Here is a 22562-nt window from a genome sequence, read left to right as displayed (position 1 = left end):
CAACTACTGATTCAGGCCTTCGTAATGCACCAGAATCGCGTTGGCGAGGTCTTCATCGCTGGCATTGAGGCCGGGGTTGTCGTGCCGCACCTGTTGCAGTACCGACTCAAGATAAACCCCACGGATGGCCCCGCCGCTGGCGACGAACGCTGACAGGTCGTCGCGCGCCGGGATCACCATTTTGTGATCCTTGAAGGTCGAGTACAGCGACGCGGAAACGCCCGCCGAGGTGGCGACGTCTCCGGCATCGACACGGGCCAGCGCCGAGCCGACAGGGAGGCAGAGCAGGAGAGAAGAAATGAGCACTAACTTGCGCATGACGATGTTCCTCCACAAGCGCGAAGCAAAAAGGAAGGACTACATAATCTCAGAGGTGCGACCTTTGCCGGAGTTCCGTTCGAACGTGTGGATACTTGCTGAAACGCTCTGAAGCGGCACATCTGCACAAATAAGCTTAACTGAAATCCTGAAAGGCGCATTCGGCGCGCCTCAGGGGAGGAACCCACCGTGTCGATCAAATTGCGTTTGCTGCTGCTGATTGCCACCAGTCTGTTGACGGCGCTGATCGTGAGTCTGGTCAGCTATGTGGGGAATACGCGCATGTCCGCAGCGGTGAACGACAACGCGGTGAGCATGACCGCGCTGCGCAATCACATGGAAGCCGACATGATGCACGACGCGCTGCGGGCCGACGTGTATTCGGCGATGCTCGTGGGCCTGGGCAAAAGTACCGGCACGGCCGCAGAGGTGCGGGACTCGATCAACGAGCACGCCACGCATTTTCGCGAAGTGCTGGATGAAAACCTCAAATTGCCGGTCAACCCGACGATCAAGTCTGCGCTGGAACACGTCAAGCCCAGCCTGGATACCTACATCGCGGCGGCCGAACGCATCGTCAGCCTGGCACTGGACAACCCGGACAGCGCGCAACGGGAACTGGGCACGTTCAATGCGGCCTTCAGTCAGCTCGAAGAGCAGATGGCGGCCCTCAGCGAACTGATCGAAAGCAACACCCGTGACACCAGCCAGGCCACTGAAAGCGCTATTCGCAACGCCAACATCGCCCTCGGCGCAGTATTGCTGGCCAGCCTGCTGCTGTTATTGGCGCAAGGGCGCTGGGTGACCCGCAGCATCATGGGGCCGCTGAAATCCGCTAACCAGATCGCGCAAAGCATTGCCCACGGCAACCTCAGCGAACTGATCAGCGAGCCGACCGGCAAGGACGAGGCCAGTACGCTGATCCGCAGTCTGGCGACCATGCAGCGCGACCTGCGCAATATGATCGACGTCGTTCGGCGCAACGCCCATGGGGTCAGCGGCATGAGCGAGCAGTTGAGCCACGGCTGCCATCAGGTCGCTGACAGCAGTCAACAGCAAAGCGCCGCGGCCGGCACCATGGCCGCCGCCGCGAGCCAGATGACCGCCAGCATCGAGGAAATCACCCGTCATGCCGAGCGCGCGCTGGGCATGGCCAATCAGGCCGAGTCGCTGGCCAAGAGCGGCGGACAGGTGATCCATCAGGTGGTCAGCGACATGGACGACATCGCCCGCTCGGCGCAACAGTCGGCGCAGGTGATCCGTACGCTGGATCAGGAATCCGAAGGCATCTTCAACATCATTCAGGTGATCAAGAGCATCGCCGACCAGACCAACCTGCTGGCACTCAATGCCGCCATCGAGGCAGCGCGGGCCGGCGAGCAGGGCAGGGGCTTTGCCGTGGTTGCCGACGAAGTGCGCAGCCTGGCGGCACGCACCAGTGCCTCAACCCAGGAAATCGCCGCGATGGTTGCACGGATCCAAAACAGCACCCGGGAGGCGGTCAGCAGCATGGAGGCCGGCGTGGCCCAAGTCGACAAGGGCATGGCGGTCACGGCTGAAGTCGAACGGGCGATTCGCGAAATCCTCGACGCCACCCTCAGCACCACGCAACTGGTCAACGACATCACCCGCACCATCGGCGAGCAAAGCCAGGCCAGCAACGAAATCGCCCATCAGGTGGAAATGATCGCGGGCATGTCCGAGGGCAACAGCAAAGTGATCGGGCAGACGGCCAATACCACCGATGAACTGTCGAGTCTGGCGGGGGCGTTGGCGTTGTCGGTGGATCGGTTTCGGTTGTAGTGCCGCCATTGCGAGAGCAGCCCATTCCCTGTAGGAGTGAGCCTGCTCGCGATGGAGCCAGCCCAGCCACCACAGGTTTCTGAATCATGTTCAGCCCAAACCGGCCGATAACGCCCAGAGCGGAAAAAGACTCTCAAGTCGGGAACAGACGCGCGGGTTTGCCCTGACGTGATATTCTTCGCGCCAACTTGGTTTGACCTTATTCGGTTTGCCTGCCTTTGGGGCAGGCTGACGGAATCCCTGTCGCTCAAGTAGCTGAAGCCAATAATGATAAGAAGTCAGTTCAGAAGGGACATTAACTGAGGTCGATGCGGTACGTCGGCCTTGTGTGCCCACCCGTCAAAATTGAAGTGTGCCGGAATCTGCGACGCGAGCCTGAGCGTCATCAAAGCGGATCGCATACAGATAACAGCGGCGGGCGGAAGGCGTTTTATCATAGGTGCAACGGATGTTTAAGAAAGTGAACACAGCCTTGCTCGGGCTGGCTTTGGCGATGGGGATGTCGTCCGCCAATGCTGCAGAAGCAAAGAAAGTCGACGTTCTGCTGATCGGCGGCGGCATCATGAGCACCACCCTGGGTGTGTGGATCAATGAGCTGGAGCCAAGCTGGTCGATGGAAATGGTCGAGCGCCTCGATGGCGTCGCCCTGGAAAGCTCCAACGGCTGGAACAACGCCGGTACTGGTCACTCCGCCCTGGCTGAGCTGAACTACACCCCGGAAGACGACAAAGGCAACGTGACGATCCCGAAAGCTGTCGAGATCAACGAAGCGTTCCAGGTGTCCCGTCAGTTTTGGGCCTGGCAGGTTCAGCAAGGCGTTCTGAAGAACCCTCGCTCGTTCATCAACACCACGCCGCACATGAGCTTCGTGTGGGGCGATGACAACATCAAGTTCCTGAAAAAGCGCTACGAAGCCCTGCAAGCGAGCCCGCTGTTCGCCGGCATGCAGTACTCCGAAGACCCGGCTGTGATCAAGAAGTGGGTCCCGCTGATGATGGAAGGGCGTGACCCGAACCAGAAAATCGCGGCCACCTGGAGCCCGCTGGGTACCGACATGAACTTCGGCGAAATCACCCGCCAGTTCGCCGGTTACCTGCAGACCAAGCCTAACTTCGACCTGAAGCTGTCGAGTGAAGTCGAAGACATCACCAAGAACGCCGACGGCACCTGGCGCGTCAGCTACAAAAACCTGAAAGACGGCACCAAGACCGAAACCGACGCCAAGTTCGTGTTCATCGGCGCTGGTGGCGGCGCTCTGCACCTGCTGCAGAAGTCGGGCATTCCTGAAGCCAAGGAATACGCTGGCTTCCCGGTCGGCGGCTCGTTCCTGGTGACCGATAACCCGGCCATCGCCGAGCAGCACCTGGCCAAGGCCTACGGTAAAGCTTCGGTTGGCGCACCGCCGATGTCGGTTCCGCACCTGGACACCCGTGTTCTGGACGGCAAGCGCGTCATCCTGTTTGGCCCATTCGCGACCTTCAGCACCAAGTTCCTCAAAGAAGGCTCGTACCTGGACCTGCTGACCAGCACCACCACCCACAACATCTGGCCAATGACCAAGGTCGGCATCAAGGAATACCCGCTGGTCGAGTACCTGGCCGGTCAACTGATGCTGTCGGATGAAGACCGTCTGAACGCGCTGAAGGAATACTTCCCGAACGCCAAAGCCGAAGACTGGCGCCTGTGGCAAGCCGGCCAGCGCGTGCAAATCATCAAGCGTGATGAAGCCGCGGGCGGCGTGCTGAAACTGGGCACCGAAATCGTTGCTGCACAAGACGGCTCCATCGCCGGCCTGCTGGGCGCATCGCCAGGCGCGTCGACCGCTGCACCGATCATGCTGAGCGTGCTGCAGAAAGTCTTCAAAGACAAAGTCGCCACCCCTGAGTGGCAGGCCAAGCTGCACCAGATCGTGCCAAGCTACGGCACTCAGCTGAACAGCGATCCGGCCAAAGTGGCACAAGAGTGGGCGTACACCGCCAAGATCCTCGAACTGCCAACCCCTCCGGTGATCGGTCAGGCTGCTGCTCCGGCTGCACCTGCAGCTGAAAAAGCTGAAGCACCGAAGGAAAATGCTGCACGTGACATGGCTCTGTAACTAGACGCCAGATACGCAAAAGCCCACTGAACCGGTAACGGTCAGTGGGCTTTTTTTGTGGCGCCTGATCCTACTTGGGTTTCGCGCTTGCCAGATACGCACCAAGCCGCCGCCCCATCTCTTCGCCGAGAGCCTGCAACCCGCTCAACGGCCGCACCATCACCTCGAACTCGACAATCTTCCCGCTCTCATCAAAGCGAATCATGTCGATCCCCTTCAACTCCTTGGTCCCGATCTTGGCGCTGAACTCCAAAACCACATTCAAACCATCGGCAGTCGCCAGTTCGCGGTGATATTTGAAATCTTCAAACACGTCGAACACGGTGTTGAGGATCATCGTCACCACTGGCGCGCCGGGGTAGGGCGAGTGGGCCATGGGCGAGCGGAATACCGCGTTCGGGTCGAGCAGTTCGGGCAAGACCTTGAGATTGCCGGTGCGGATCATCTCGTGCCAGCGTTTCAGGGATTCGGCGGCGTTGGGTTGCAGGTTCAGTTCGGACATTGACCAGTCCTGGAATTGTTGTTGTTCTTCGCGCGACGGCAATCACTCTAGTTCAAAGCGGCGGATCTCGAACCGTTGTGTGCCGATCTGAATACCAGATCATGTCCGGAGCGGATCAGATGCGCATCTGATCCGTATTTTTCTGTTGGATCTGCCTCTGTAACCGGCTCAGTCTGGCGCTCAGAATAGCCCGGCAATTCGGTCACCCGCGGCAGCCCTTCATCCCGAAGCGCCCGGTGCACCGCAAGCTCAACATTAAGGAGAGCAGCATGAACAAGATGGCGATTTTCCTCGGTGGGTTTCTGACGTTGACCATTCTGATCGGAATGCTTGCGACGATTTCTCCGGTCTGAACCCCGGTCGTTTTACTCCAGACTCCAGCGCCCTTTTTTATCGAAGGGCGCAACTGTTTCTACTGCGCTGTAACTTCTCGCATCACACCGAACTGGACTGAACCGGGAGGCGGCGCAAGCGATTGGGGGTGTCTGTACCGGCCTCTTCGCGAGCAAGCCCGCTTCCACATGGATTTGTGAACAACACAGATCCAGTGTGGGAGCGGGCTTGCTCGCGAAGAGGCCAGTAGCGTCACTGAAAAGCTCTCAAGCGAATCAAGGCGCGCCAAACACCATCGTCCAGTAAACCCCCTCATCACTGCGCGCCTCACTGGCGAACCCGGCACCGACCTGAGTGAACATCGGGTTCATCAGGTTGGCGCAATGGCCGGGGCTGGCCAGCCATCCGGCCATCGCCTTGCCCGGTGAACTCTGGCCGGCGGCGATATTCTCGCCGATCTGCCGACCTCGATAACCCGCCGCCCGCGCGCGATCTGCCGGCATATCGCCGTCCGGGTCGCGGTGGGCGAAATAGTTGCCGTACGCCATGGCTTTGCTGTGCCCTTGTGCGGCGGCGCCCAGCGCCGGGTTCCAGCTCAGGGGGCGGGCGGCGGCAAAGCGTTGGCGCCCGCACATCCGGGGGCGTGCCCGAGCGGCGTTGACTTCGGCGAGCAAGGCCTTGCCGACGCTGCGGTTGTCGCCGACACGACTGTCGAGCACCGGTTGCGCCAGCACCACTTGCCATTCACCACGGGAGCGGCTGACGCCGATGTCGGCGTACTGATCGTCGAGCAGTGCGCTGCAGTGGCTGTCTTGCAGCTGTTCGAAGGCTTCCTCGGCATCCCCGGCCCCAATGATGCGGATACTGCGTACCGCCACCGCCGAATACCCCGAAGATTTCAATCTCTCGCGCAAGCCACCGCCGTAGCCATAGCCGATCGGCAGCGCCAGATTCGATTTCAGCGACAGTGGCGCCAGGCGCTGGGCCGGGCGGCGGTCGCAGCGTTGCGGATGGGCGCGATAGTCGTTGATCGCGGCCACGAGTTGCCGCTCTTCGCTGGCGTGGGAGGTCTCGGTGAACAGTGGGGCGAGGATCAGCAGGCACAGCGAAACGAAGCGTGATGAGCGAACGACATGGCGCATGGGACGGCAGACTCAGGGAAAAGGACAGTGCTGAAGTGGGCAGCCGCGGAATACGGCGCCACTAGGACTGGGCTTTTTGCACTTGGTTCATGCTGGCCATCTGGCTTTTTTGGTGGGTGATGAAGGGGAGGGCGATCCTTGGATTTTGTGTTGTTCGCACTGGCGCCTTCGCGAGCAAGCCCGCTCCCACAGGGGATTGCATTATCAAGGTGGGAGCGAGCCTGCTCGCGAAGGGGCCAGTTCAGCCAACGCAATAATCGGCTATCAGCGATCAAGCACTTCCTGCATCCACTGCAGATACTGCACCCGCTCGGAAATCGAGTTGTGCCCCGAATCCGGCACCACGCGCAGCGTCGCCACGCCTTTGGGGAAATGCGTCAGCAGCCGCTGCGTGCTGTCTCGTGGAACCACTTCGTCATCGCTGGCCGCCAACAGCAACGTCGGCACGCGAATGTGCGCGGCATAGCGGCCCGACTCGAAGCGATCCTTGAGCAACCATTTGACCGGAAACCACGGGTATTGGCGGACGGCAATTTCTTCGAGGCTGTTGTACGGCGTCACCAGAATCAATCTGGTCGCCGGACGCTGACTCGCCAGCCGCACCGCCACCCCCGATCCCAGGCTGCGGCCGATCACGGCAATCTGCGGATGGCTGGCGTACACCTGATCAAACAGCGCCAGCGCATCTTCGGCAATCGCTTCCTCCGAAGGCGAGCCGCCGCTGCCACCGAAGCCCCGGTAGTTCAGCAAAAACACCGCGTAGTCGGGAAAAGCCTCACTGAACGACGGCAGATTGCGCGACACATCCTCGGCATTGCCGCCGAAGTAAATCAGCGCTTTTGGCCCGGCGTGTTCGCGAACGGTCACCCACACATCGGCCTCCGGCATTGCCAGTTTCAGCCGCGAATCTTCCGTAGTCACGGCGTTGTCAGGCTGGGGGAAATAGATCAGCGAGCGCTGAAAAATGAACAGCGCCCCGCACAGCAACAGGTAGAGGGCGATGAGCAAGGCGACGAGTGACATCAGTTTTCTGGACATTCGACTAACTTTAACGGGGCGCGGGTGTTCGCAGTCGCAGTGTAGTCCAGTGAATCGGGCCGGCCGCTGTCGCATACAAGGTGCAACAGATTCACGCAGCAGAGGAACCCGCATGAGCCACACTGAGGGTTGTTCCCGGCGCCGCTTGCTCACGCTGGCTGCCGGGGTTTCGGCGGTCCTGACCTTTGACCGGGCGTTGGCCACTGCCATCACACCGACTGCCACTTCGCCGAGCCAGGCAGGAGACCAGACCATGCAGACCCGCGCCATCCCTTCCAGCTCCGAGCTGTTGCCCATAGTGGGCGTGGGCACTTATCGCGGCTTTGACGTTGCTCCCGGCGATCCGGCTTATAAGCTATTGCCAGCAGTGCTCGACGAGCTGTTCAAAAAGGGTGGCACGTTGATCGACAGCTCGCCGATGTATGGCCGCGCCGAGCAAACTACTGGCGAGCTGCTATCGATTCACGAACCGCGTTCACCCGCGTTTCTGGCGACCAAGGTCTGGACCCGAGGGCGCAAGGAAGGTATCGCGCAGATGGAGGAATCCTTCCGTCTGCTGCGCACCGAACGCATCGACCTGATGCAGATCCACAATCTGCTGGACTGGCAGAGCCATCTGCCAATTCTGCGGGAATGGAAAGAACAGGGGCGCATTCGCTACATCGGCATCACCCATTACACGCCGTCGGCCTACGATGAAGTCGAAGCAGTGCTCAAGGCCGAACAACTGGATTTTTTGCAAATCAACTACGCCCTCGATGACCGTGGCGTGGAGAAACGCATTCTGCCGCTGTGCCGTGAACGCGGGGTGGCGGTGATCTGCAATCGGCCTTTTGGCGGCGGCGGGTTGCTCGCCCGTCTCAAGGTCAAGCCGTTGCCGGCCTGGGTCTCGGACGTGCAGGTCAACAGCTGGCCGCAACTGGCGTTGAAGTTCCTGCTGTCGCACCCGGCGGTGACTTGCGTGATTCCCGGCACCGGCAATCCGCGCTACATGGCCGACAACGCTGGCGCCGGATTCGGGCCGATGCTCACCGATGCGCAGCGGCATCAGTTGATTGCGCTGCTGGGGTAGGCGGTCAACCGCGATACCGCAACGCCTCCACCAACAACGCGAACGCTGGCGCAGCCTGGCGTCGGCTCGGGTAATACAGGTGATAACCGGCAAATGTCGGGCACCAGTCTGCCAGCACTTGCACCAGACGCCCGTCGGCCAGATACGGCGCGACGATATTTTCCGGAATGTAGCTGAGGCCGAAACCGTCGACTGCGGCGTCGAGTAGCGGGTAGACGCCATTCAGTGTGACTTGCCCGGATACCCGCACCTTGAGGCTTTCGTCACCCTTCTCGAATTCCCAGGTGTACAGCCCGCCGTTGGTGGGCAGACGCAGGTTGTTGCAGGCGTGGTCAGTCAAGTCTCTTGGTGTTTGCGGGCGTGCACGGTTGGCGAAATAGGCCGGCGAGCCGACCACCGCCATGCGCATGTCCGGGCCGATGCGGGTGGCGATCATGCCTTGGGCCACGTCTTCGCCCAGCCGAATGCCGGCGTCGAAGCCTTGTCCGGCGATGTCGACGAAACCGTAATCGCAGATCACCTCGACGGCGATGTCCGGGTACTGGGGCAGGAATTCCTTGAGCACCGGGCGCAGCAGCCAGTTCAGCGAATGGTCGGTGGCGCTGATGCGGATCCGGCCGGCCGGGGTTTCGCGCAGGTTGCTCAGGGCCGCCAGTTCCTGTTCGATCTCTTCGAAGCGCGGGCCGATGGTCTGCAGCAAATGTTCGCCGGCCTCGGTCGGGGAGACGCTGCGCGTGGTGCGGGTCAGCAGGCGCAGGCCCAGACGCGCTTCAAGGGCGCGAATGGTATGACTGAGCGCCGATTGCGAAACGCCGAGTCTGGCCGCGGCTTTGGTGAAACTGCGCTCGCGGGCCACGGCGAGGAAGGCGAGCAGGTCACTGGCGTTTTCTCGAAGCATTGATGAGTGTCCTGCATAAGTTTTTTCGAATTCTAGTCGATTATCTGAACAGTCCGGCTCGGTAAAGTGCGGCTATTGATCAGCGGAGACCATCGCCATGAACCCGATTGCCGCTTCTGCACTGACCCTGTCCTTAATTGCGGGTGAGGCCCAGGCCAACGAATCCCCGCGCGTCATTGTTACTCCCAATGGCTCGCAACCCTCGGCCCAAGGCCCGGCAGACTGGTTCACCGGCACTGTGCGTGTTGACGCGCCGTTCAAGGGCAGCGATGCCGCGCGTGTCAGCGGCGCAACGGTGACCTTCGAGCCCGGCGCACGTACGGCGTGGCATACCCATCCGTTGGGTCAGACGCTGATCGTCACCGCCGGTTCAGGTTTTGTGCAGGAGTGGGGTCAGCCGGTTCGGCAGATCCGCCCTGGCGATACGGTGTGGATTGCGCCGCAGGTGAAGCACTGGCATGGCGCCGGGCCGACCACGGCGATGACGCACATTGCGATTACCGAGGTGCTGGAGGGTGAAGTGGTGGAGTGGATGGAGCAGGTGAGTGCGACACAATACCCAAGATCGGAGTAACTTCCGCATCCTCGACCCCTAGCACCCCATGCTAGTGCGCTACCGAAGCCCTCACCCCATATCGATTGGGGAGAGGGCTTGAATGTGCAGATGACTAGATCATCGGCGGCAAGGAAGAGAGAATCTTGTCCAGCGTAATCGGATACTCACGCACCCGCGCCCCGGTGGCGTTGTAGATCGCATTCGCTACCGCCGCGCTCACGCCGCAAATCCCCAGTTCCCCCACACCCTTGGCTTTCATCGGCGATGAAATCGGATCGGTCTCATCGAGGAAAATCACCTCCTGATGCGGGATGTCGGCATGCACCGGCACCTCGTATCCGGCCAGGTCATGATTGACGAAAAAGCCCAGCCGTTTGTCCACCGCCAGCTCTTCCATCAGCGCCGCACCGACGCCCATGGTCATCGCGCCGATCACCTGGCTGCGCGCTGCTTTCGGGTTGAGGATCCGCCCCGCCGCGCACACCGCGAGCATGCGCCGCACGCGGACTTCGCCGGTCGCTGCATCCACCGCAACCTCCACGAAATGCGCGCCGAAAGTCGATTGCTGATATTGCTTGGCGAGGTCGGCGAATTCGATGCTGTCCTCGGCCTCGACCACGCCATCTTTTACCGCATCACGCAGCGAGAGGGCCTTGCCGCCGGCGCGCACCTGACCGTCGGCGAACTCGACGTCACCGCTCATGCCCAGCTTCGTCGCCACCGCTTCACGCAGTTTCATGCACGCGGCATACACCCCGGCAGTCGAGCAGTTGCCGCCGAACTGGCCACCGGAGCCGGACGATACCGGGAAGGTCGAATCCCCCAGATGCACGCTGACGTCCGCCAGGTCCACGCCCATCATCTCGGCCGCGGTCTGGGCGATGATGGTGTAGCTGCCGGTGCCGATGTCGGTCATGTCGGTTTCCACCGTGACCTTGCCGTCGCGCTCCAGCCGCACCCGGGCGCCGGACTTCAGCAGCAGGTTGTTGCGAAACGCCGCAGCGACGCCCATGCCGATCAGCCAGCGACCTTCGCGACGGCTGCCGGGAGTAGCATTGCGCTGGTTCCAGCCGAATTTCTCGGCACCGGTCTGCAAGCATTCGATCAGGCGTCGCTGGGAAAACGGACGCTCGGTTTTTACCGGATCAACCTGGGTGTCATTAAGGATGCGGAACTGCACCGGGTCGAGCTTGAGCTGCTCGGCCATTTCGTCCATGGCGATTTCCAGCGCCATCAGCCCCGGTGCTTCACCCGGCGCGCGCATGGAATTGCCTTCGGGCAGATCCAGCGGCGCCCGGCGCATGGTCACCCGGCGATTTTCTCCGGCATAGAGCAACTGGCTCGGCTGCGCGGCGACTTCGACCTTGCCGTCCTTGAGGTTACCCGACCAGCCTTCGTGGGCGATGGCGCTGAGCTTGCCGTCCGCCGTGGCGCCCATCCGAATGCGCTGGATCGTGGCCGGGCGGTGGGTGGTGTTGTTGGCCATTTGCGGGCGGGCGAGGGCGACTTTCACCGGGCGATTGGCGAGGCGCGCTCCGAGGGCGGCAAGGATCGCGTCGGCACGAATGAACAGTTTGCCGCCGAAGCCGCCACCAATGTACGGCGAGATCAGGCGCACGTTTTCCTTGGGCAGGCCGAGGGTGGTGGCGACGTCGCCGACGCTCCAGGCGATCATCTGGTTGGAGGTCCACAAGGTCAGATGATCACCTTCCCATGCGGCCAGGGTCGCGTGCGGCTCCATCATCGCGTGGGACTGATCGGGAGTGGTGTAGGTCTGGTCGAACTGCACCGGCGCGGCGGCGAAGGCCTTGTCGAAATCGCCGTGGGTGACGTCGGGCAACTCGTCGTCTTCGACGCCTTGGTCAAGCACGTTGGCCAGTTCGAACTCGCCCTTGGCCGCGACGTAATCGACCTTGACCAATTGCGCCGCAGCGCGAGCCTGTTCGAAGGTCTCGGCGACCACCAGCGCCACGGCCTGGTGATAGTGCTGCACCTCGGGCCCGGCGAGCAGCGGCGCCGAGTTGTATTGGCCTTTGCCGAGCTTGCCGGCATTGGCGGCGGTGACGATCGCCAGCACGCCGGGCGCCGCTTGTGCAGCGTCGAGATCGATGTGGCTGATGCGGCCCTTGGCGATGGCCGAGCCGACCATGAAACCGTAAGCCTGATTCGCCACGGCCTCGTGCTGCTCGTAGGCATATGGCGCCTGACCGCTGGTTTTCAGCGGGCCTTCGATGCGGTCGGTGGGTTTGCCGACGACCTTGAGTTGGTCGATCGGGTTGGTGGTGGCGGGCGTGTCGAACTTCATGCTTGATCCCTCGCTTGCGCCAACACCGAGCCGAGCGTGCGCTCGACCAGGGTCAGTTTGAATTGGTTGTCGTGGGTTGGCGTGGCACCGTCGAGCAAGCGTTCGCTGACGGCTTTTGCGCCTTTGGGCAGCAACGCGTCGGCGGCTTCCACCCGCCAGGGTTTCGGCGCAATACCGCCGACCGCCACACGGCCGCTGCCGTCCTTTTGCAGGATCAGACCGACCGACACCAGCGCGAAAGCGTACGACGAGCGATCACGCACCTTGTGATAAATGTGCGTGCCGCCAACCGGGGCCGGCAGGGTTACCGAAGTGATGAACTCGCCGGGCGTGAGGCTGGTTTCGATGTTCGGCGTGTTGCCTGGCAGTTGATGGAAATCGGCGATGGCGATGCTGCGTGTGCTGCCGTCCGGCTTCACCGTTTCAACCTGCGCATCGAGGGCGCGCATGGCAATCGCCATGTCACTCGGGTGGGTCGCGATGCAGGCGTCGCTGACGCCGATCAGCCCCAATTGGCGACTGACCCCGCCAATCGCCGCGCAGCCACTGCCGGGCTGGCGTTTGTTGCAGGCCTGATTGACGTCGTAGAAGTACGGGCAGCGGGTGCGTTGCAGCAGGTTGCCGGCGGTGCTCGCCATGTTGCGCAACTGGCCCGAGGCGCCGGCGAGCAGGGCGCGGGAGAGCAGTCCGTAGTCTTTGCGCACGCGGCTGTCAGCGGCCAGATCGGTGTTGCGCACCAGCGCGCCGATGCGCAATCCGCCTTCAGGCGTGGCTTCGATCTGATCGAGGCCCAAGTGGTTGACGTCGATCAGGTGCAGCGGGGTTTCGATGTCGAGTTTCATCAGGTCCAGCAGGTTGGTGCCACCGGCGATGAACTTCGCGCCTTCGACCTGTGCCGCCAGCGCTGCGGCTGCGGCAGGGGAGTCGGCGCGGCTGTAATTTAACGGTCTCATGCTGGCACCTGCGCGACTTCAGTGATGGCTTCGATGATGTTCGAGTAGGCGCCGCAGCGGCAGATGTTGCCGCTCATGCGTTCCTGGAATTCGCTGGCGATCAGTTGCGGGGCTTCGGTCAGGCTCGGGCTGACGTGGCTGGGAATGCCCTCGCGGATTTCCTTGAGCACCGCCACCGCCGAACAGATCTGCCCCGGCGTGCAATAGCCGCACTGGTAGCCGTCATGCTTGATGAACGCGGCCTGCATCGGGTGCAGGTTGTCGGGCATGCCCAGGCCTTCGATGGTGGTGATCTCGCTGCCTTCATGCATCACCGCAAGCGTCAGGCAGGAGTTGATCCGGCGGCCGTCGGCGATGACGGTGCAGGCACCGCACTGGCCGTGGTCGCAGCCTTTTTTGCTGCCGGTCAGGTGCAGGTGCTCGCGCAGGGCGTCGAGCAGGGTGGTGCGGTTGTCCACCTCAAGGGCTTGGGGTTTACCGTTTACATTGATCGTCAGTTTGGCCATGGCGGGTTGCTCCAGACTGGCCGCGTAGGCCTTGAGGCTAATGAAGGGGGGCATTGCAAACGCGGTGGCGGTCACCGCGCCGAGGATCAGGAATCTTCGTCGGGAAATCGTCATGCTTCGATTCCTCTCTGGCTTAATCAGGACGGCAGGGATTGAAGGGCCCAAACGGGCGCGCCGGCATGTTTACCGGTCTCGTTCTTGGAATGACCTGCGCGGAGGGGAAAAGGTTTTTGCGGATTTGCGCTATAGAGTTATGCGCATGGCTCATCAATCTTCTGATCGACATAGCCAAATTTGGGGGGCATGCCTATCAATGTGGAAGGGGAGCTTGCTCCCGAAGGCGTCGGAACAGTTCGTCTATGAGTTGAATGACACACCGCTTTCGCGAGCAAGCCCGCTCCCACATTGGGAATGCATTCCAATGTGGGAATGGGTTTGTGCCCACGGAGAATGCAATCCTGGTGGGGAAATAGCTTGTTCCCACAGGGCAATGCAGTCCAAATGTGGGAGCGGGCTTGCTCGCGAAGAGGCCCCTACAAGCGACATCAATGCCCGCCAACCACCATGTGCGTAAACGGCGCCACATACGCCTGCAATGTCACCAGCCCGCCCACCAGGATGGCCAGCACGATCGAGTGGAAGAACACGTAGCGCAGAATCTCGCCCTCATGCCCATACCAGCGGGTGGCGGTGGAGGCGACCACGATCGATTGCGCATCGACCATTTTGCCCATCACCCCGCCGGAACTGTTGGCTGCGGCCATCAGCACCGGGCTGATGCCCAGTTGTTCCGAGGTCACCCGTTGCAGTCCGCCGAATAGCACGTTCGAGGCCGTATCCGAACCGGTCAACGCCACGCCGAGCCAGCCGAGCAGGGTGCCGAACATCGGGTAGAACACCCCGGTCGCGGCAAACGCCAGACCCATGGTGGCGTCCAGTCCGGAATAACGCGTGAGGAACCCCAGCGCCAGCATCGCCGCAATGGTGATCAGCGAAAAGCGCACCACCCACAACGTGCGCAGGTATTGCTTGATCAGTTGCGGGATCGAATAGCCCATCAGCAGCCCGCCGACAATAGCCGCCAGCAGGATGCCGCTGCCGGTGGCAGTGAACCAGGTGAACTTGTAGATCGCCTCTTCGGCTTTCGGCGTCGGCACCACCGGCGGGACTTTCTGCACTTGCAGGTGCAGGGTGGTAAAGGTCAGCGCCGGGGAGAAAATCGGGTTGGCCTCATTCAGCGGTTTGCCTTGCGCATCGAGTTTGACCGAATGGGTTACCGGGTCCAGCGCCGGGCGCACGTCGAAGATGTTCTTGAAGCCCTGGGTGCCCCAGGCGAACACGAATACGGTGAGGATGATCCACGGCATCCACGCACGCATCACCGCCGGGCGCGCCTGATCGCTGAAAGCGCCGCTGGCGGTGACTTTTTCTTCCTCGACCCGGGAGTTGTCGACCCGCCCGGACAGGGCGGCTGAGGTGTACACCGTCGCCGGTTTCCAGACCCGCAGAAACAGGGTCAGGCAGGCCATGGAAATCAGCGCGGCGATCACGTCCACCAGCATCGGCCCGTGGAAGTTCGACACGAGGAATTGCGGCACCGCGAAGCTGACCCCGGCCACCAGAATCGCCGGCCAGATCTCCAGCATTTTGCGCCACCCGGCAAACGCCCAGATCAGCCAGAACGGCACCAGCACCGAGAAAAACGGCAACTGTCGACCGACCATCATCGACAGCTCCATCTCATCGAGCCCGGTGACCTTGGCCAGGGTGATGATCGGCGTGCCGAGGGCGCCGAACGCCACCGGTGCGGTGTTGGCAATCAGCGCCAGCCCCGAGGCGGCCAACGGCGAAAAACCGAGGCCGATCAGAATCGCCCCGGTCACCGCAACCGGCGTGCCGAACCCGGCCGCGCCTTCGAAAAACGCGCCGAAGCAGAACGCGATCAGCAGCAGCTGCAAACGCCGGTCATCGGTGATGCGTGCGAGGGAATCCTGCAGCACTTTGAACGAGCCGTTCTCGGTGGTCAGGCGGTGCAGAAAAATGATGTTGAGCACGATCCAGCCGATCGGCAGTAAACCATTGGCCGCGCCGAACAACGCCGCCGAACCGGCCATGCTCGCCGGCATGCCGAAGGCGAAGATCGAGATGAGCAGGGCTGACGCCAACGCCAACAGAGCGGCCAGATGCGCCTTGACGTGAAAGAACGCCAGCGCCGCGAGCATCACCACCACCGGCACTGCAGCCATGAGCGTGGAGATCAACGGGTTGCCGAACGGGTCGTAAATTTGCTGCCAGACCATGGTCCACCTCTGCTTGTTGTTATCGAGGCGCAGATCCGTTGCGTGGGAGTCGCTAAGCAGCAGTATAGGTGGCATTTCGCCGCTGCCCGGATGCTGGCGGCGGGCCGATCAACGGTCGTGGTCGGGCAGTGAATCAAAGTCCTTTTGTCCGGTCGTATCAGCGGCTGCGCGCACTGCGTCCTGAAGGCGCAGGCAGTGACAGCCGTTCCGTGGTCAAGACCTTGGTGTTAGGGAAGTTTGAATGAAGCGTGCAACAACCTTGCTGTTGACGATATCCGCCGCTGTATTGCTGGCTGGCTGTGTGGCGGATTTTGATGATGATCATCGCCACGGGCGGCATTACGACCGCGATCACGGGCGTTATTACGACCATGACCGGCGCTGGGATGACCGCGACGATGGTCGTCGCGACGGGCGTCGTTACTATCGTGATCGCGACGATGACTGAGTAGAAATCAAAAGGGCGTTCCCGCAACGGGAGCGCCCTCGTCGATTAAAAATGAGCGCTCGCCCGGACGCTGGAATGCGCAGGCGCGGTGGCCTCGAGATCCAGCAAATGGGTGGCGAGTATGTCGCTCAGAAAGCGGAACTGATCGTTGATGCCGACCACTTCATTGCTGAAATGATTGCTCGCGGCGGGCATCAGCACATCGTCGAAATCTTCGTTGAACAGCAGCGCCTGGGACTTGCGCGAGACGACTTGCTGGTCGTAGTAGTTGCTGCCGAACACCGGGAAGCTCACGGAGAGGGTGATGGTGCGAATCATGATGGGTACTCCTCGTTGCGTCTCGGATGGGTGAATCGTGCCTTCGCCGGGCGGCGGGCGGAAGGCAAACGTGGCGATGGTGAATATCGACGGCGTTGATGGTTGATGCTTCCCCCTGTGGGAGCGGGCTTGCTCGCGAAAGCGGTGGGTCAGCCATGAAGATGTTGGCTGTGCCGGCCCCTTCGCGAGCAAGCCCGCTCCCACAGGGGGAACGCATTTCAAAGTGAGAGCGCCCGTCCGGCCACAACCGACAAATGGCCCAATACCCGCACCTATACTCAAATCTGTTTTCCTCAATTCAAGGACTCCACCACCGTGAACCTGCGTGCGCTGAGCCTCGCCGCACTGTGTCTGCTGGCTGGCTGCGCCTCCTCGGCCCGGGCCCCGGTGGCGCCGCCGGCTGTGGTGGTATCGCCGGCGACCTGGCAGCAGATCGATCGCGACATCGTCAGCGCCTCGCAGCAATCCACCGAGCAAGTCAAAGTATTTGCCCGTGGCTCAATGGAACATTGGCGCACTCGCGTCTATCAGCAAACTGAAGAAAATTTCATTCCGTGGTTCAGCAGCTATTGGACTCAGGAATGGCTGTCGATGAAGGTCAGTTGGTACACCATCAGTGCCGGCGGCGAGCAGGACGCTTCGGCCAAGCGCCTGGCGAGCTATCTGCTTGAGCAATATCAGGAAAGAGTGCTGGCACCGGTGGCGGTGGAGATCGATCCGGATGCGATCCTCGGGCAGGCCACGGCGTTCTACGCGCAACTGATGGCCCAGCAGATGCCGCTCATCGCCCAGCGTTACGGTGTGCCGGTGGCCCAGCTCAACGGGCGTCTGCAGAAGGTCCCGGCGATTGCCCTCGGGCCGCCGCCGGCGCGTGATGCGTCGCTGTATCAAATCATCAGCACCGAGCCGCTGAACACCTTGCCGGCGTATGCCGCGCTGATCGACAAGATCCACACCGAAGGCGGCAGCAAGGGCATCGCTTCGACCGACGCCGGCATGGCCCCCGTGGCCAAACGCGCCAGCCAGCGGATGGAGGCGGAAATGGCTCCGCGCGGAGCGGCCAGTGCGGTGGCGGCTGCGGCGGGCAAGTTGGTCGGCGGGGTGATCTCGATCGGCGTGGCGGGCATCCGCGCGATCATCCAGGCCAACGACCGGCCCGACAGCGAAGCGCTGATTCGCAGCAGCCTGGGCAGCACGTTCGACAAGGCCTGGGCGAAATTGCTGCAGAACCCGACCACCGGAGTCATGGCCGGAACCCTGCATATCGCCGGACAGGTCGAGGGCAGCCTTGGCGGGGGCGAACAACCGTCGGTCGGGCAGGGCGTGAATCGTGTCGAATGGCAGCCGCCGCAATCGACTACCCGGCAGATTGAACCCAACGTGCAAGGAGAGTGATCATGGCTTACATCGATATTTTTGTAGCACCCGTGCCGAATGCCAATCGCGAACAGTACAAAAAACACTGTGAGATCGCCGCGAAACTGTTCAAGGAATACGGAGCGAAGGAGGTGGTTCAGTGCTGGGGCGATGACGTGCCGGAAGGCAAAGTCACGTCATTCCCGATGGCGGTAAAACTCAAGGACGGCGAGACGGTGTCGTCCGGCTGGCTGATCTGGCCCGACAAAGCCACCCGCGATGCCGGCATGGCGAAAATGATGGAAGACCCGCGCATGCAACCGGACGTCAACCCAATGGGGTTTGATGGGCAGCGGATGATCTTTGGGGGCTTCAAGAACCTTCTTGAATCCTGAAGACCAGCGCAAATCCATTGTGGGAGCGGGCTTGCTCGCGAAGGGGCCGGCACTGCCAATTTCTTCGTGGCTGACCCACCGCTTTCGCGAGCAAGCCCGCTCCCACAATGGCCTGTGATTACTCTGGAGAGGGGGTGATCCGGCAGCTTTTGCGGTGGCGGATTTCTTCTTCCGTGGGCCGTTCGCGGACGAATTCGAAACGCGGTTCACCTTCGCTGTAATGCACCAGCCAGCCCCATTCCAGCTCGGTTTCATCCTGCCCGGGGCTGGGTGGCTGGGCCCACCACGGTTCTTTGCTGAGGATCTCGCGCATGGCGACCTCCGGTTCGATGGCAATCCTTGAACTATAGCCGGGTGTCTCCGGTCGTCAGAGGAGCCTGTGTAGAATCGGCTGATCGACGAGCGAAGGAGCTGGCCCATGACCGATGATGCGCGCAGGGATGAACCGTTCAAGCGACTGTTTTTTGCCCTCGACTGCCCGCCACCGCAACGCAAGGCCATTGCCCAGTGGCGCGGCGAGCTGGGGTTGCGCACCGGCAAAGCGGTGCCGGCGGATAACTTTCACCTGACGTTGCTGTTCCTTGGTGCCGTGCCGCTGGCGCAAATCCATGAAGTCTGCGAGGCCGCCGGCAAGGTGCGCACGCCGGGTGAGCCATTGAAGATTGCGCTGGATCGTCTGCAGGTCTGGCATCGGGCGGGGATTCTGTCTCTGGCGCCGGAACACGCGCCGCCGGCGCTGCTGCGTCTGGTGTATGCGCTGGAGCAGGCGATGCTGCCGTTCGGCTTCGAAGAATCACCACGCGAGTTTCGCCCGCACCTGACCCTGGCCCGTGACTATCGAACAGAGGCGCCGGAGGCCACTACGCCGCCGGAGTTTTTCCTGCGCGCCGAGCGCTTTGCCTTGTTCGAATCGCACAAGGGTCGCTATCGAATCCTGCAGGATTGGCCATTGAATTGAGCGCAGAAAAAAAGGCGCCCGAGAGCGCCTGAAATTCACCTGAGCCGAGGGAGCCAGGTGAGGCCGTTCATTGCAGGGTGCAGCGGTGGTAAGGCGCTGCGTGAACGGGAAACCGTAAACTTTCAAGCTGACACCTATCTCCTGTGGGAGTGGGCTTGCTCACGAAGGCGTCAGGTCAGTCAATTCATCTGTGCCTGACACTGCGCTTTCGCGAGCAAGCCCGCTCCCACAGGGGTATTTGGTTACTTACCGAGCTTCACCCGGGTCCAGCCGCGGGTCATGATCCGCTGCGTGGCAATCGGCTGATCCGGCACCGCATACAACGTCGCCATTACCGCCTGCGACGGATACGAACCCGGGTCGTTGCGGATCGCTTCGTCCACCAGTGGCGTCGCCGCCGAGTTGGCGTTGCTGTAGCCGTTGCTGTTGGTGATCTCGGCGATGATGTCCGGGCGCATCAGGAAGTTCATGAACAGGTAGGCGTTCTCGACGTTCGCCGCATCGCGCGGGATCGCGACCATGTCGTAGAAACTGCCGGCACCTTCCTTCGGAATGCTGTAGTCGATCTGCACTTTGTTGCCGGCTTCCACCGCGCGGGCCTTGGCCTGCAGCACGTCACCGGAGTAACCGACCGCCACGCAAATATTGCCGTTGGCCAGGTCCGAGATGTACTTCGAAGAATGGAAGTACGCCACGTACGGGCGGATCTTCATGAACAGTGCTTCGGCTTCGAGGATGTGCGCCTTGTCCTTGTCGTTCACCGGGTAGCCCAGATAGTGCAGGGCGGCCGGGATCATTTCGGTCGGCGAGTCGAGGAAACTGATGCCACAGGCTTTCAGCTTCTCGGCGTTTTCCGGCTTGAACAGCAAGTCCCAGGAGTTGGTCGGGGCCTTGGCGCCGAGCACTTCCTTGACCTTGTCCGGGTTGAAACCGATGCCGATCGAGCCCCACATGTACGGGAACGCGTGAGCGTTGTCCGGATCACTGGCAGAGGCGTTTTTCAGCAGCACCGGGTTGAGGTTCTTCCAGTTCGACAGCTTCGATTTGTCCAGCGGCTGATAGACCCCGGCCTTGATCTGCTTGGCCAGGAAACTGTTGGACGGCACGACGATGTCGTAACCGGATTTGCCCGCCAGCAAACGCGCCTCGAGGGTCTCGTTGCTGTCGAACACGTCGTAGGTCACCTGGATGCCGGTCTCGTCTTCGAACTTCTTGACGGTGTCCGGCGCGATGTAATCGGACCAGTTGTAAACACGCAGCACCTTGTCGTTGGCCTGGACGCCCGTGGCGATTGCGCCCATTAAGGACAGTGTCAGCAGAGTCCTGCCAAACATTTTCATCGGTGAAACTCCATTCTTTTTATTCAAAAACCCAACATAAAAAATCGGTGCACATAAAACCTGTGGCGAGGGAGCTTGCTCCCGCTTGAGTGCGCAGCGCTCATAAGCTTTTGGGTCTGCTGCGCAGCCCAGCGGGAGCAAGCTCCCTCGCCACAGTTGTTCATCGGTGTTGCTTAGGCGGTGGCTGCGCGCTGAGGCTGCCACGCCTCATTCGCCGTCTGATCCATCGCTTCCTGAATCGCTTTCTTGCGGCTGGCCTCTGCCTTGCGGCCGAAGTACCAGACGAGGAAGGTCACCAGCGACACCGCCAGCAGAATCAGGCTGGCCACGGCGTTGATCTCAGGCTTCACGCCCAGACGCACCGCCGAGAACACTTCCATCGGCAGCGTGGTCGAACCCGGGCCGGAGACGAAGCTCGCCAGCACCAGGTCATCCAGCGACAGGGCGAACGACATCATTCCGCCCGCTGCCAGTGACGGCGCGATCATTGGAATGGTGATCAGGAAAAACACCTTGAACGGCTTGGCCCCCAGATCCATCGCGGCTTCTTCGATCGACAGATCCAGCTCCCGCAGGCGGGCGGAGACTACCACCGCCACATAGGCGGCACAAAACGTGGTGTGGGCGATCCAGATCGTGACGATGCCACGCTCCTGCGGCCAGCCGATCAACTGCGCCATTGCCACGAACAGCAGCAACAGCGACAGACCGGTGATCACCTCAGGCATCACCAGTGGCGCCGTCACCAGACCGCCAAACAGCGTGCGACCCTTGAAGCGCGTCACTCGCGTCAGAACGAAGGCGGCGAGGGTGCCCAGTGCGACGGCGGCAATCGCGGTGTAGCAGGCGATTTCCAGCGAGCGCACCACCGAGCCCATCAGTTGCGTGTTGTCGAGCAGGCCGACGTACCATTTCACTGACCAGCCTCCCCATACCGTCACCAGTTTCGAGGCGTTGAACGAGTAGATCACCAGAATCAGCATCGGCAGATAGATGAACATCAAGCCGAAGATCAACATGAACTTGGAAAAACCGAAGCGTTTCATCCCCGTGCCTCCATCTCTTTGGCCTGGCTGCGGTTGAACAGCAGAATCGGCACAATCAGGATCAACAGCATCACCACCGCCAGCGCAGACGCCACCGGCCAGTCGCGGTTATTGAAGAACTCTTGCCACAGCACACGACCGATCATCAGCGTCTCCGGGCCACCCAGCAGTTCCGGAATCACGAACTCGCCGACCACCGGAATGAACACCAGCATGCAGCCGGCAATGATGCCGTTCTTGGCCAGCGGCACAGTGATTTTCCAGAAGTTGTTGAAGTTGCTCGAACCCAGATCCGACGCGGCTTCCAGCAGGCTTCCATCGTGCTTCACCAGGTTGGCGTACAGCGGCAGCACCATGAATGGCAGGTACGCATACACCACGCCGATATACACCGCGGTGTTGGTGTTGAGGATCTCGATCGGATGATCGGTGAGCCCGGTCCACATCAGAAACGCGTTGAGCAGACCGTTGTTGCTGAGGATGCCCATCCACGCATAAACGCGGATCAGGATCGCGGTCCAGGTCGGCATCATGATCAACAGCAGCAGGACGTTTTGCGCTTCCTTGCTCGCTTTGGTGATTGCGTAGGCCATCGGGAAACCGATCACCAGGCACATCATCGTGCTCAGCGCCGCGACTTTCAGCGAACCGAGGTAGGCCGACAGGTACAGCTCGTCTTCGCCGAGCATGGTGTAGTTGCCGATGTTGAGCATCAGCTGGAATTTCTGTTCGGCGTAGGTGTAGATCTCCGAGTACGGCGGGATCGACAGCGCGGCTTCCGAGAAGCTGATCTTCATCACCAGGAAGAACGGCAGCATGAAGAACAGGAACAGCCAGATGAACGGGATGCCGATGACAAACTTTCGCCCGCTGGGCACCA

At 61.4% G+C, this 22562-nt stretch carries 22 protein-coding genes and 1 pseudogene; 9 read left to right on the top strand and 14 right to left on the bottom strand.

Annotated elements, in window-relative coordinates:
- Window positions 1–3: 3 nt before the first annotated feature.
- A complete protein-coding gene (locus tag VLA07_RS15120) occupies window positions 4–318 on the bottom strand; it encodes a DUF2388 domain-containing protein (protein ID WP_007962425.1) in 315 nt (104 codons plus the stop codon).
- A 189-nt stretch (window positions 319–507) separates the two neighbouring features.
- Between VLA07_RS15120 and VLA07_RS27245 the strand changes: the two are divergent.
- The 3 genes and pseudogenes from VLA07_RS27245 to mqo all read left to right on the top strand — a co-directional run.
- Window positions 508–1263 (top strand): annotated as a pseudogene (locus VLA07_RS27245) (MCP four helix bundle domain-containing protein); the annotation flags it as partial.
- On the top strand, window positions 1258–2121 hold the full coding sequence (locus tag VLA07_RS27240; protein ID WP_409347901.1) for a methyl-accepting chemotaxis protein: 864 nt from the start codon (window positions 1258–1260) through the stop codon (window positions 2119–2121). The pseudogene VLA07_RS27245 and the gene VLA07_RS27240, both read left to right, overlap by 6 nt.
- A 448-nt stretch (window positions 2122–2569) precedes the next feature.
- Window positions 2570–4216: a malate dehydrogenase (quinone) gene (mqo, locus tag VLA07_RS15110; RefSeq protein ID WP_027611669.1), complete on the top strand. Its 1647-nt coding sequence runs from the start codon at window positions 2570–2572 to the stop codon at window positions 4214–4216.
- A 70-nt stretch (window positions 4217–4286) separates the two neighbouring features.
- Here mqo and VLA07_RS15105 read toward each other — a convergent pair whose 3' ends face one another.
- The 3 genes from VLA07_RS15105 to VLA07_RS15095 all read right to left on the bottom strand — a co-directional run bounded on the left by VLA07_RS15105 (window position 4287) and on the right by VLA07_RS15095 (window position 7231).
- Window positions 4287–4718, bottom strand: a complete 432-nt coding sequence (locus tag VLA07_RS15105) for a nuclear transport factor 2 family protein (protein WP_333989583.1) — start codon at window positions 4716–4718, stop codon at window positions 4287–4289.
- Between the two features lie 608 nt (window positions 4719–5326).
- Window positions 5327–6193, bottom strand: coding sequence for a CAP domain-containing protein (locus tag VLA07_RS15100; RefSeq protein ID WP_333989582.1), 867 nt, complete (start codon window positions 6191–6193; stop codon window positions 5327–5329).
- A 264-nt stretch (window positions 6194–6457) separates the two neighbouring features.
- A complete protein-coding gene (locus VLA07_RS15095; RefSeq protein WP_333989581.1) occupies window positions 6458–7231 on the bottom strand; it encodes an alpha/beta hydrolase in 774 nt (257 codons plus the stop codon).
- A 112-nt stretch (window positions 7232–7343) separates the two neighbouring features.
- Here VLA07_RS15095 and VLA07_RS15090 point away from each other — a divergent pair, with 112 nt between their 5' ends.
- Complete coding sequence (locus VLA07_RS15090) at window positions 7344–8303, top strand: aldo/keto reductase (protein ID WP_190953435.1); 960 nt, start codon at window positions 7344–7346, stop codon at window positions 8301–8303.
- Window positions 8304–8307: 4 nt separating this feature from the next.
- On the opposite strand, the gene VLA07_RS15085 is transcribed toward VLA07_RS15090, so the two are convergent.
- The gene (locus VLA07_RS15085; RefSeq protein ID WP_096796479.1) at window positions 8308–9201 is read right to left on the bottom strand and encodes a LysR family transcriptional regulator; all 894 of its coding nucleotides are present in this window, start codon (window positions 9199–9201) and stop codon (window positions 8308–8310) included.
- 97 nt (window positions 9202–9298) lie between these two features.
- Between VLA07_RS15085 and VLA07_RS15080 the strand changes: the two genes are divergently transcribed.
- Complete coding sequence (locus VLA07_RS15080; RefSeq protein WP_333989580.1) at window positions 9299–9775, top strand: (R)-mandelonitrile lyase; 477 nt, start codon at window positions 9299–9301, stop codon at window positions 9773–9775.
- Window positions 9776–9869: 94 nt separating this feature from the next.
- On the opposite strand, the gene paoC is transcribed toward VLA07_RS15080, so the two are convergent.
- From paoC to VLA07_RS15060, 4 genes are all read right to left on the bottom strand, one after another.
- Window positions 9870–12062 (bottom strand): aldehyde oxidoreductase molybdenum-binding subunit PaoC, encoded by a 2193-nt coding sequence (gene paoC, locus VLA07_RS15075; RefSeq protein WP_333989579.1) that lies wholly within the window; start codon window positions 12060–12062, stop codon window positions 9870–9872.
- Complete coding sequence (locus VLA07_RS15070; RefSeq protein WP_333989578.1) at window positions 12059–13015, bottom strand: FAD binding domain-containing protein; 957 nt, start codon at window positions 13013–13015, stop codon at window positions 12059–12061. The genes paoC and VLA07_RS15070 overlap by 4 nt, the downstream gene beginning before the upstream one ends.
- Window positions 13012–13635: an aldehyde dehydrogenase iron-sulfur subunit PaoA gene (gene paoA / locus VLA07_RS15065; protein ID WP_097088855.1), complete on the bottom strand. Its 624-nt coding sequence runs from the start codon at window positions 13633–13635 to the stop codon at window positions 13012–13014. Before paoA ends, VLA07_RS15070 begins: the two co-directional genes overlap by 4 nt.
- Window positions 13636–14066: 431 nt before the next feature.
- Window positions 14067–15821, bottom strand: coding sequence for an L-lactate permease (locus tag VLA07_RS15060; RefSeq protein ID WP_333989577.1), 1755 nt, complete (start codon window positions 15819–15821; stop codon window positions 14067–14069).
- Window positions 15822–16062: 241 nt separating this feature from the next.
- Here VLA07_RS15060 and VLA07_RS15055 point away from each other — a divergent pair, with 241 nt between their 5' ends.
- Window positions 16063–16269: a hypothetical protein gene (locus VLA07_RS15055; RefSeq protein WP_096796473.1), complete on the top strand. Its 207-nt coding sequence runs from the start codon at window positions 16063–16065 to the stop codon at window positions 16267–16269.
- A 45-nt stretch (window positions 16270–16314) separates the two neighbouring features.
- Here VLA07_RS15055 and VLA07_RS15050 read toward each other — a convergent pair whose 3' ends face one another.
- Complete coding sequence (locus tag VLA07_RS15050) at window positions 16315–16587, bottom strand: hypothetical protein (RefSeq protein WP_096796472.1); 273 nt, start codon at window positions 16585–16587, stop codon at window positions 16315–16317.
- Window positions 16588–16902: 315 nt separating this feature from the next.
- Here VLA07_RS15050 and VLA07_RS15045 point away from each other — a divergent pair, with 315 nt between their 5' ends.
- Together VLA07_RS15045 and VLA07_RS15040 are read left to right on the top strand one after the other, a co-directional pair.
- Window positions 16903–17982 carry a hypothetical protein gene (locus VLA07_RS15045; protein WP_333989576.1) on the top strand — a complete coding sequence of 360 codons (1080 nt, stop codon included), beginning with the start codon at window positions 16903–16905 and terminating at the stop codon, window positions 17980–17982.
- 2 nt (window positions 17983–17984) lie between these two features.
- A complete protein-coding gene (locus VLA07_RS15040) occupies window positions 17985–18338 on the top strand; it encodes a DUF1428 domain-containing protein (protein ID WP_150368970.1) in 354 nt (117 codons plus the stop codon).
- A 118-nt stretch (window positions 18339–18456) separates the two neighbouring features.
- On the opposite strand, the gene VLA07_RS15035 is transcribed toward VLA07_RS15040, so the two are convergent.
- Complete coding sequence (locus VLA07_RS15035; protein ID WP_333989575.1) at window positions 18457–18651, bottom strand: hypothetical protein; 195 nt, start codon at window positions 18649–18651, stop codon at window positions 18457–18459.
- Between the two features lie 105 nt (window positions 18652–18756).
- Between VLA07_RS15035 and thpR the strand changes: the two genes are divergently transcribed.
- A complete protein-coding gene (gene thpR, locus VLA07_RS15030) occupies window positions 18757–19296 on the top strand; it encodes an RNA 2',3'-cyclic phosphodiesterase (protein ID WP_333989574.1) in 540 nt (179 codons plus the stop codon).
- A 242-nt stretch (window positions 19297–19538) separates the two neighbouring features.
- Here the strand turns inward: thpR and VLA07_RS15025 are convergent, their stop codons facing one another.
- From VLA07_RS15025 to VLA07_RS15015, 3 genes are all read right to left on the bottom strand, one after another.
- Complete coding sequence (locus tag VLA07_RS15025) at window positions 19539–20636, bottom strand: polyamine ABC transporter substrate-binding protein (RefSeq protein WP_139054667.1); 1098 nt, start codon at window positions 20634–20636, stop codon at window positions 19539–19541.
- A gap of 173 nt (window positions 20637–20809) precedes the next feature.
- Window positions 20810–21682, bottom strand: a complete 873-nt coding sequence (locus VLA07_RS15020) for an ABC transporter permease subunit (RefSeq protein WP_123588330.1) — start codon at window positions 21680–21682, stop codon at window positions 20810–20812.
- Window positions 21679–22560 (bottom strand): ABC transporter permease subunit, encoded by an 882-nt coding sequence (locus tag VLA07_RS15015; protein WP_371260449.1) that lies wholly within the window; start codon window positions 22558–22560, stop codon window positions 21679–21681. The genes VLA07_RS15020 and VLA07_RS15015 overlap by 4 nt, the downstream gene beginning before the upstream one ends.
- Window positions 22561–22562: the final 2 nt, after the last annotated feature.

Source organism: Pseudomonas sp. S3(2024), assembly GCF_036861315.1.
Classification (GTDB): domain Bacteria; phylum Pseudomonadota; class Gammaproteobacteria; order Pseudomonadales; family Pseudomonadaceae; genus Aquipseudomonas; species Aquipseudomonas putida_A.
The sequence above is the reverse complement of the archived record's forward strand: the minus strand, read 5'-3'. Positions and strand labels throughout refer to the sequence as shown.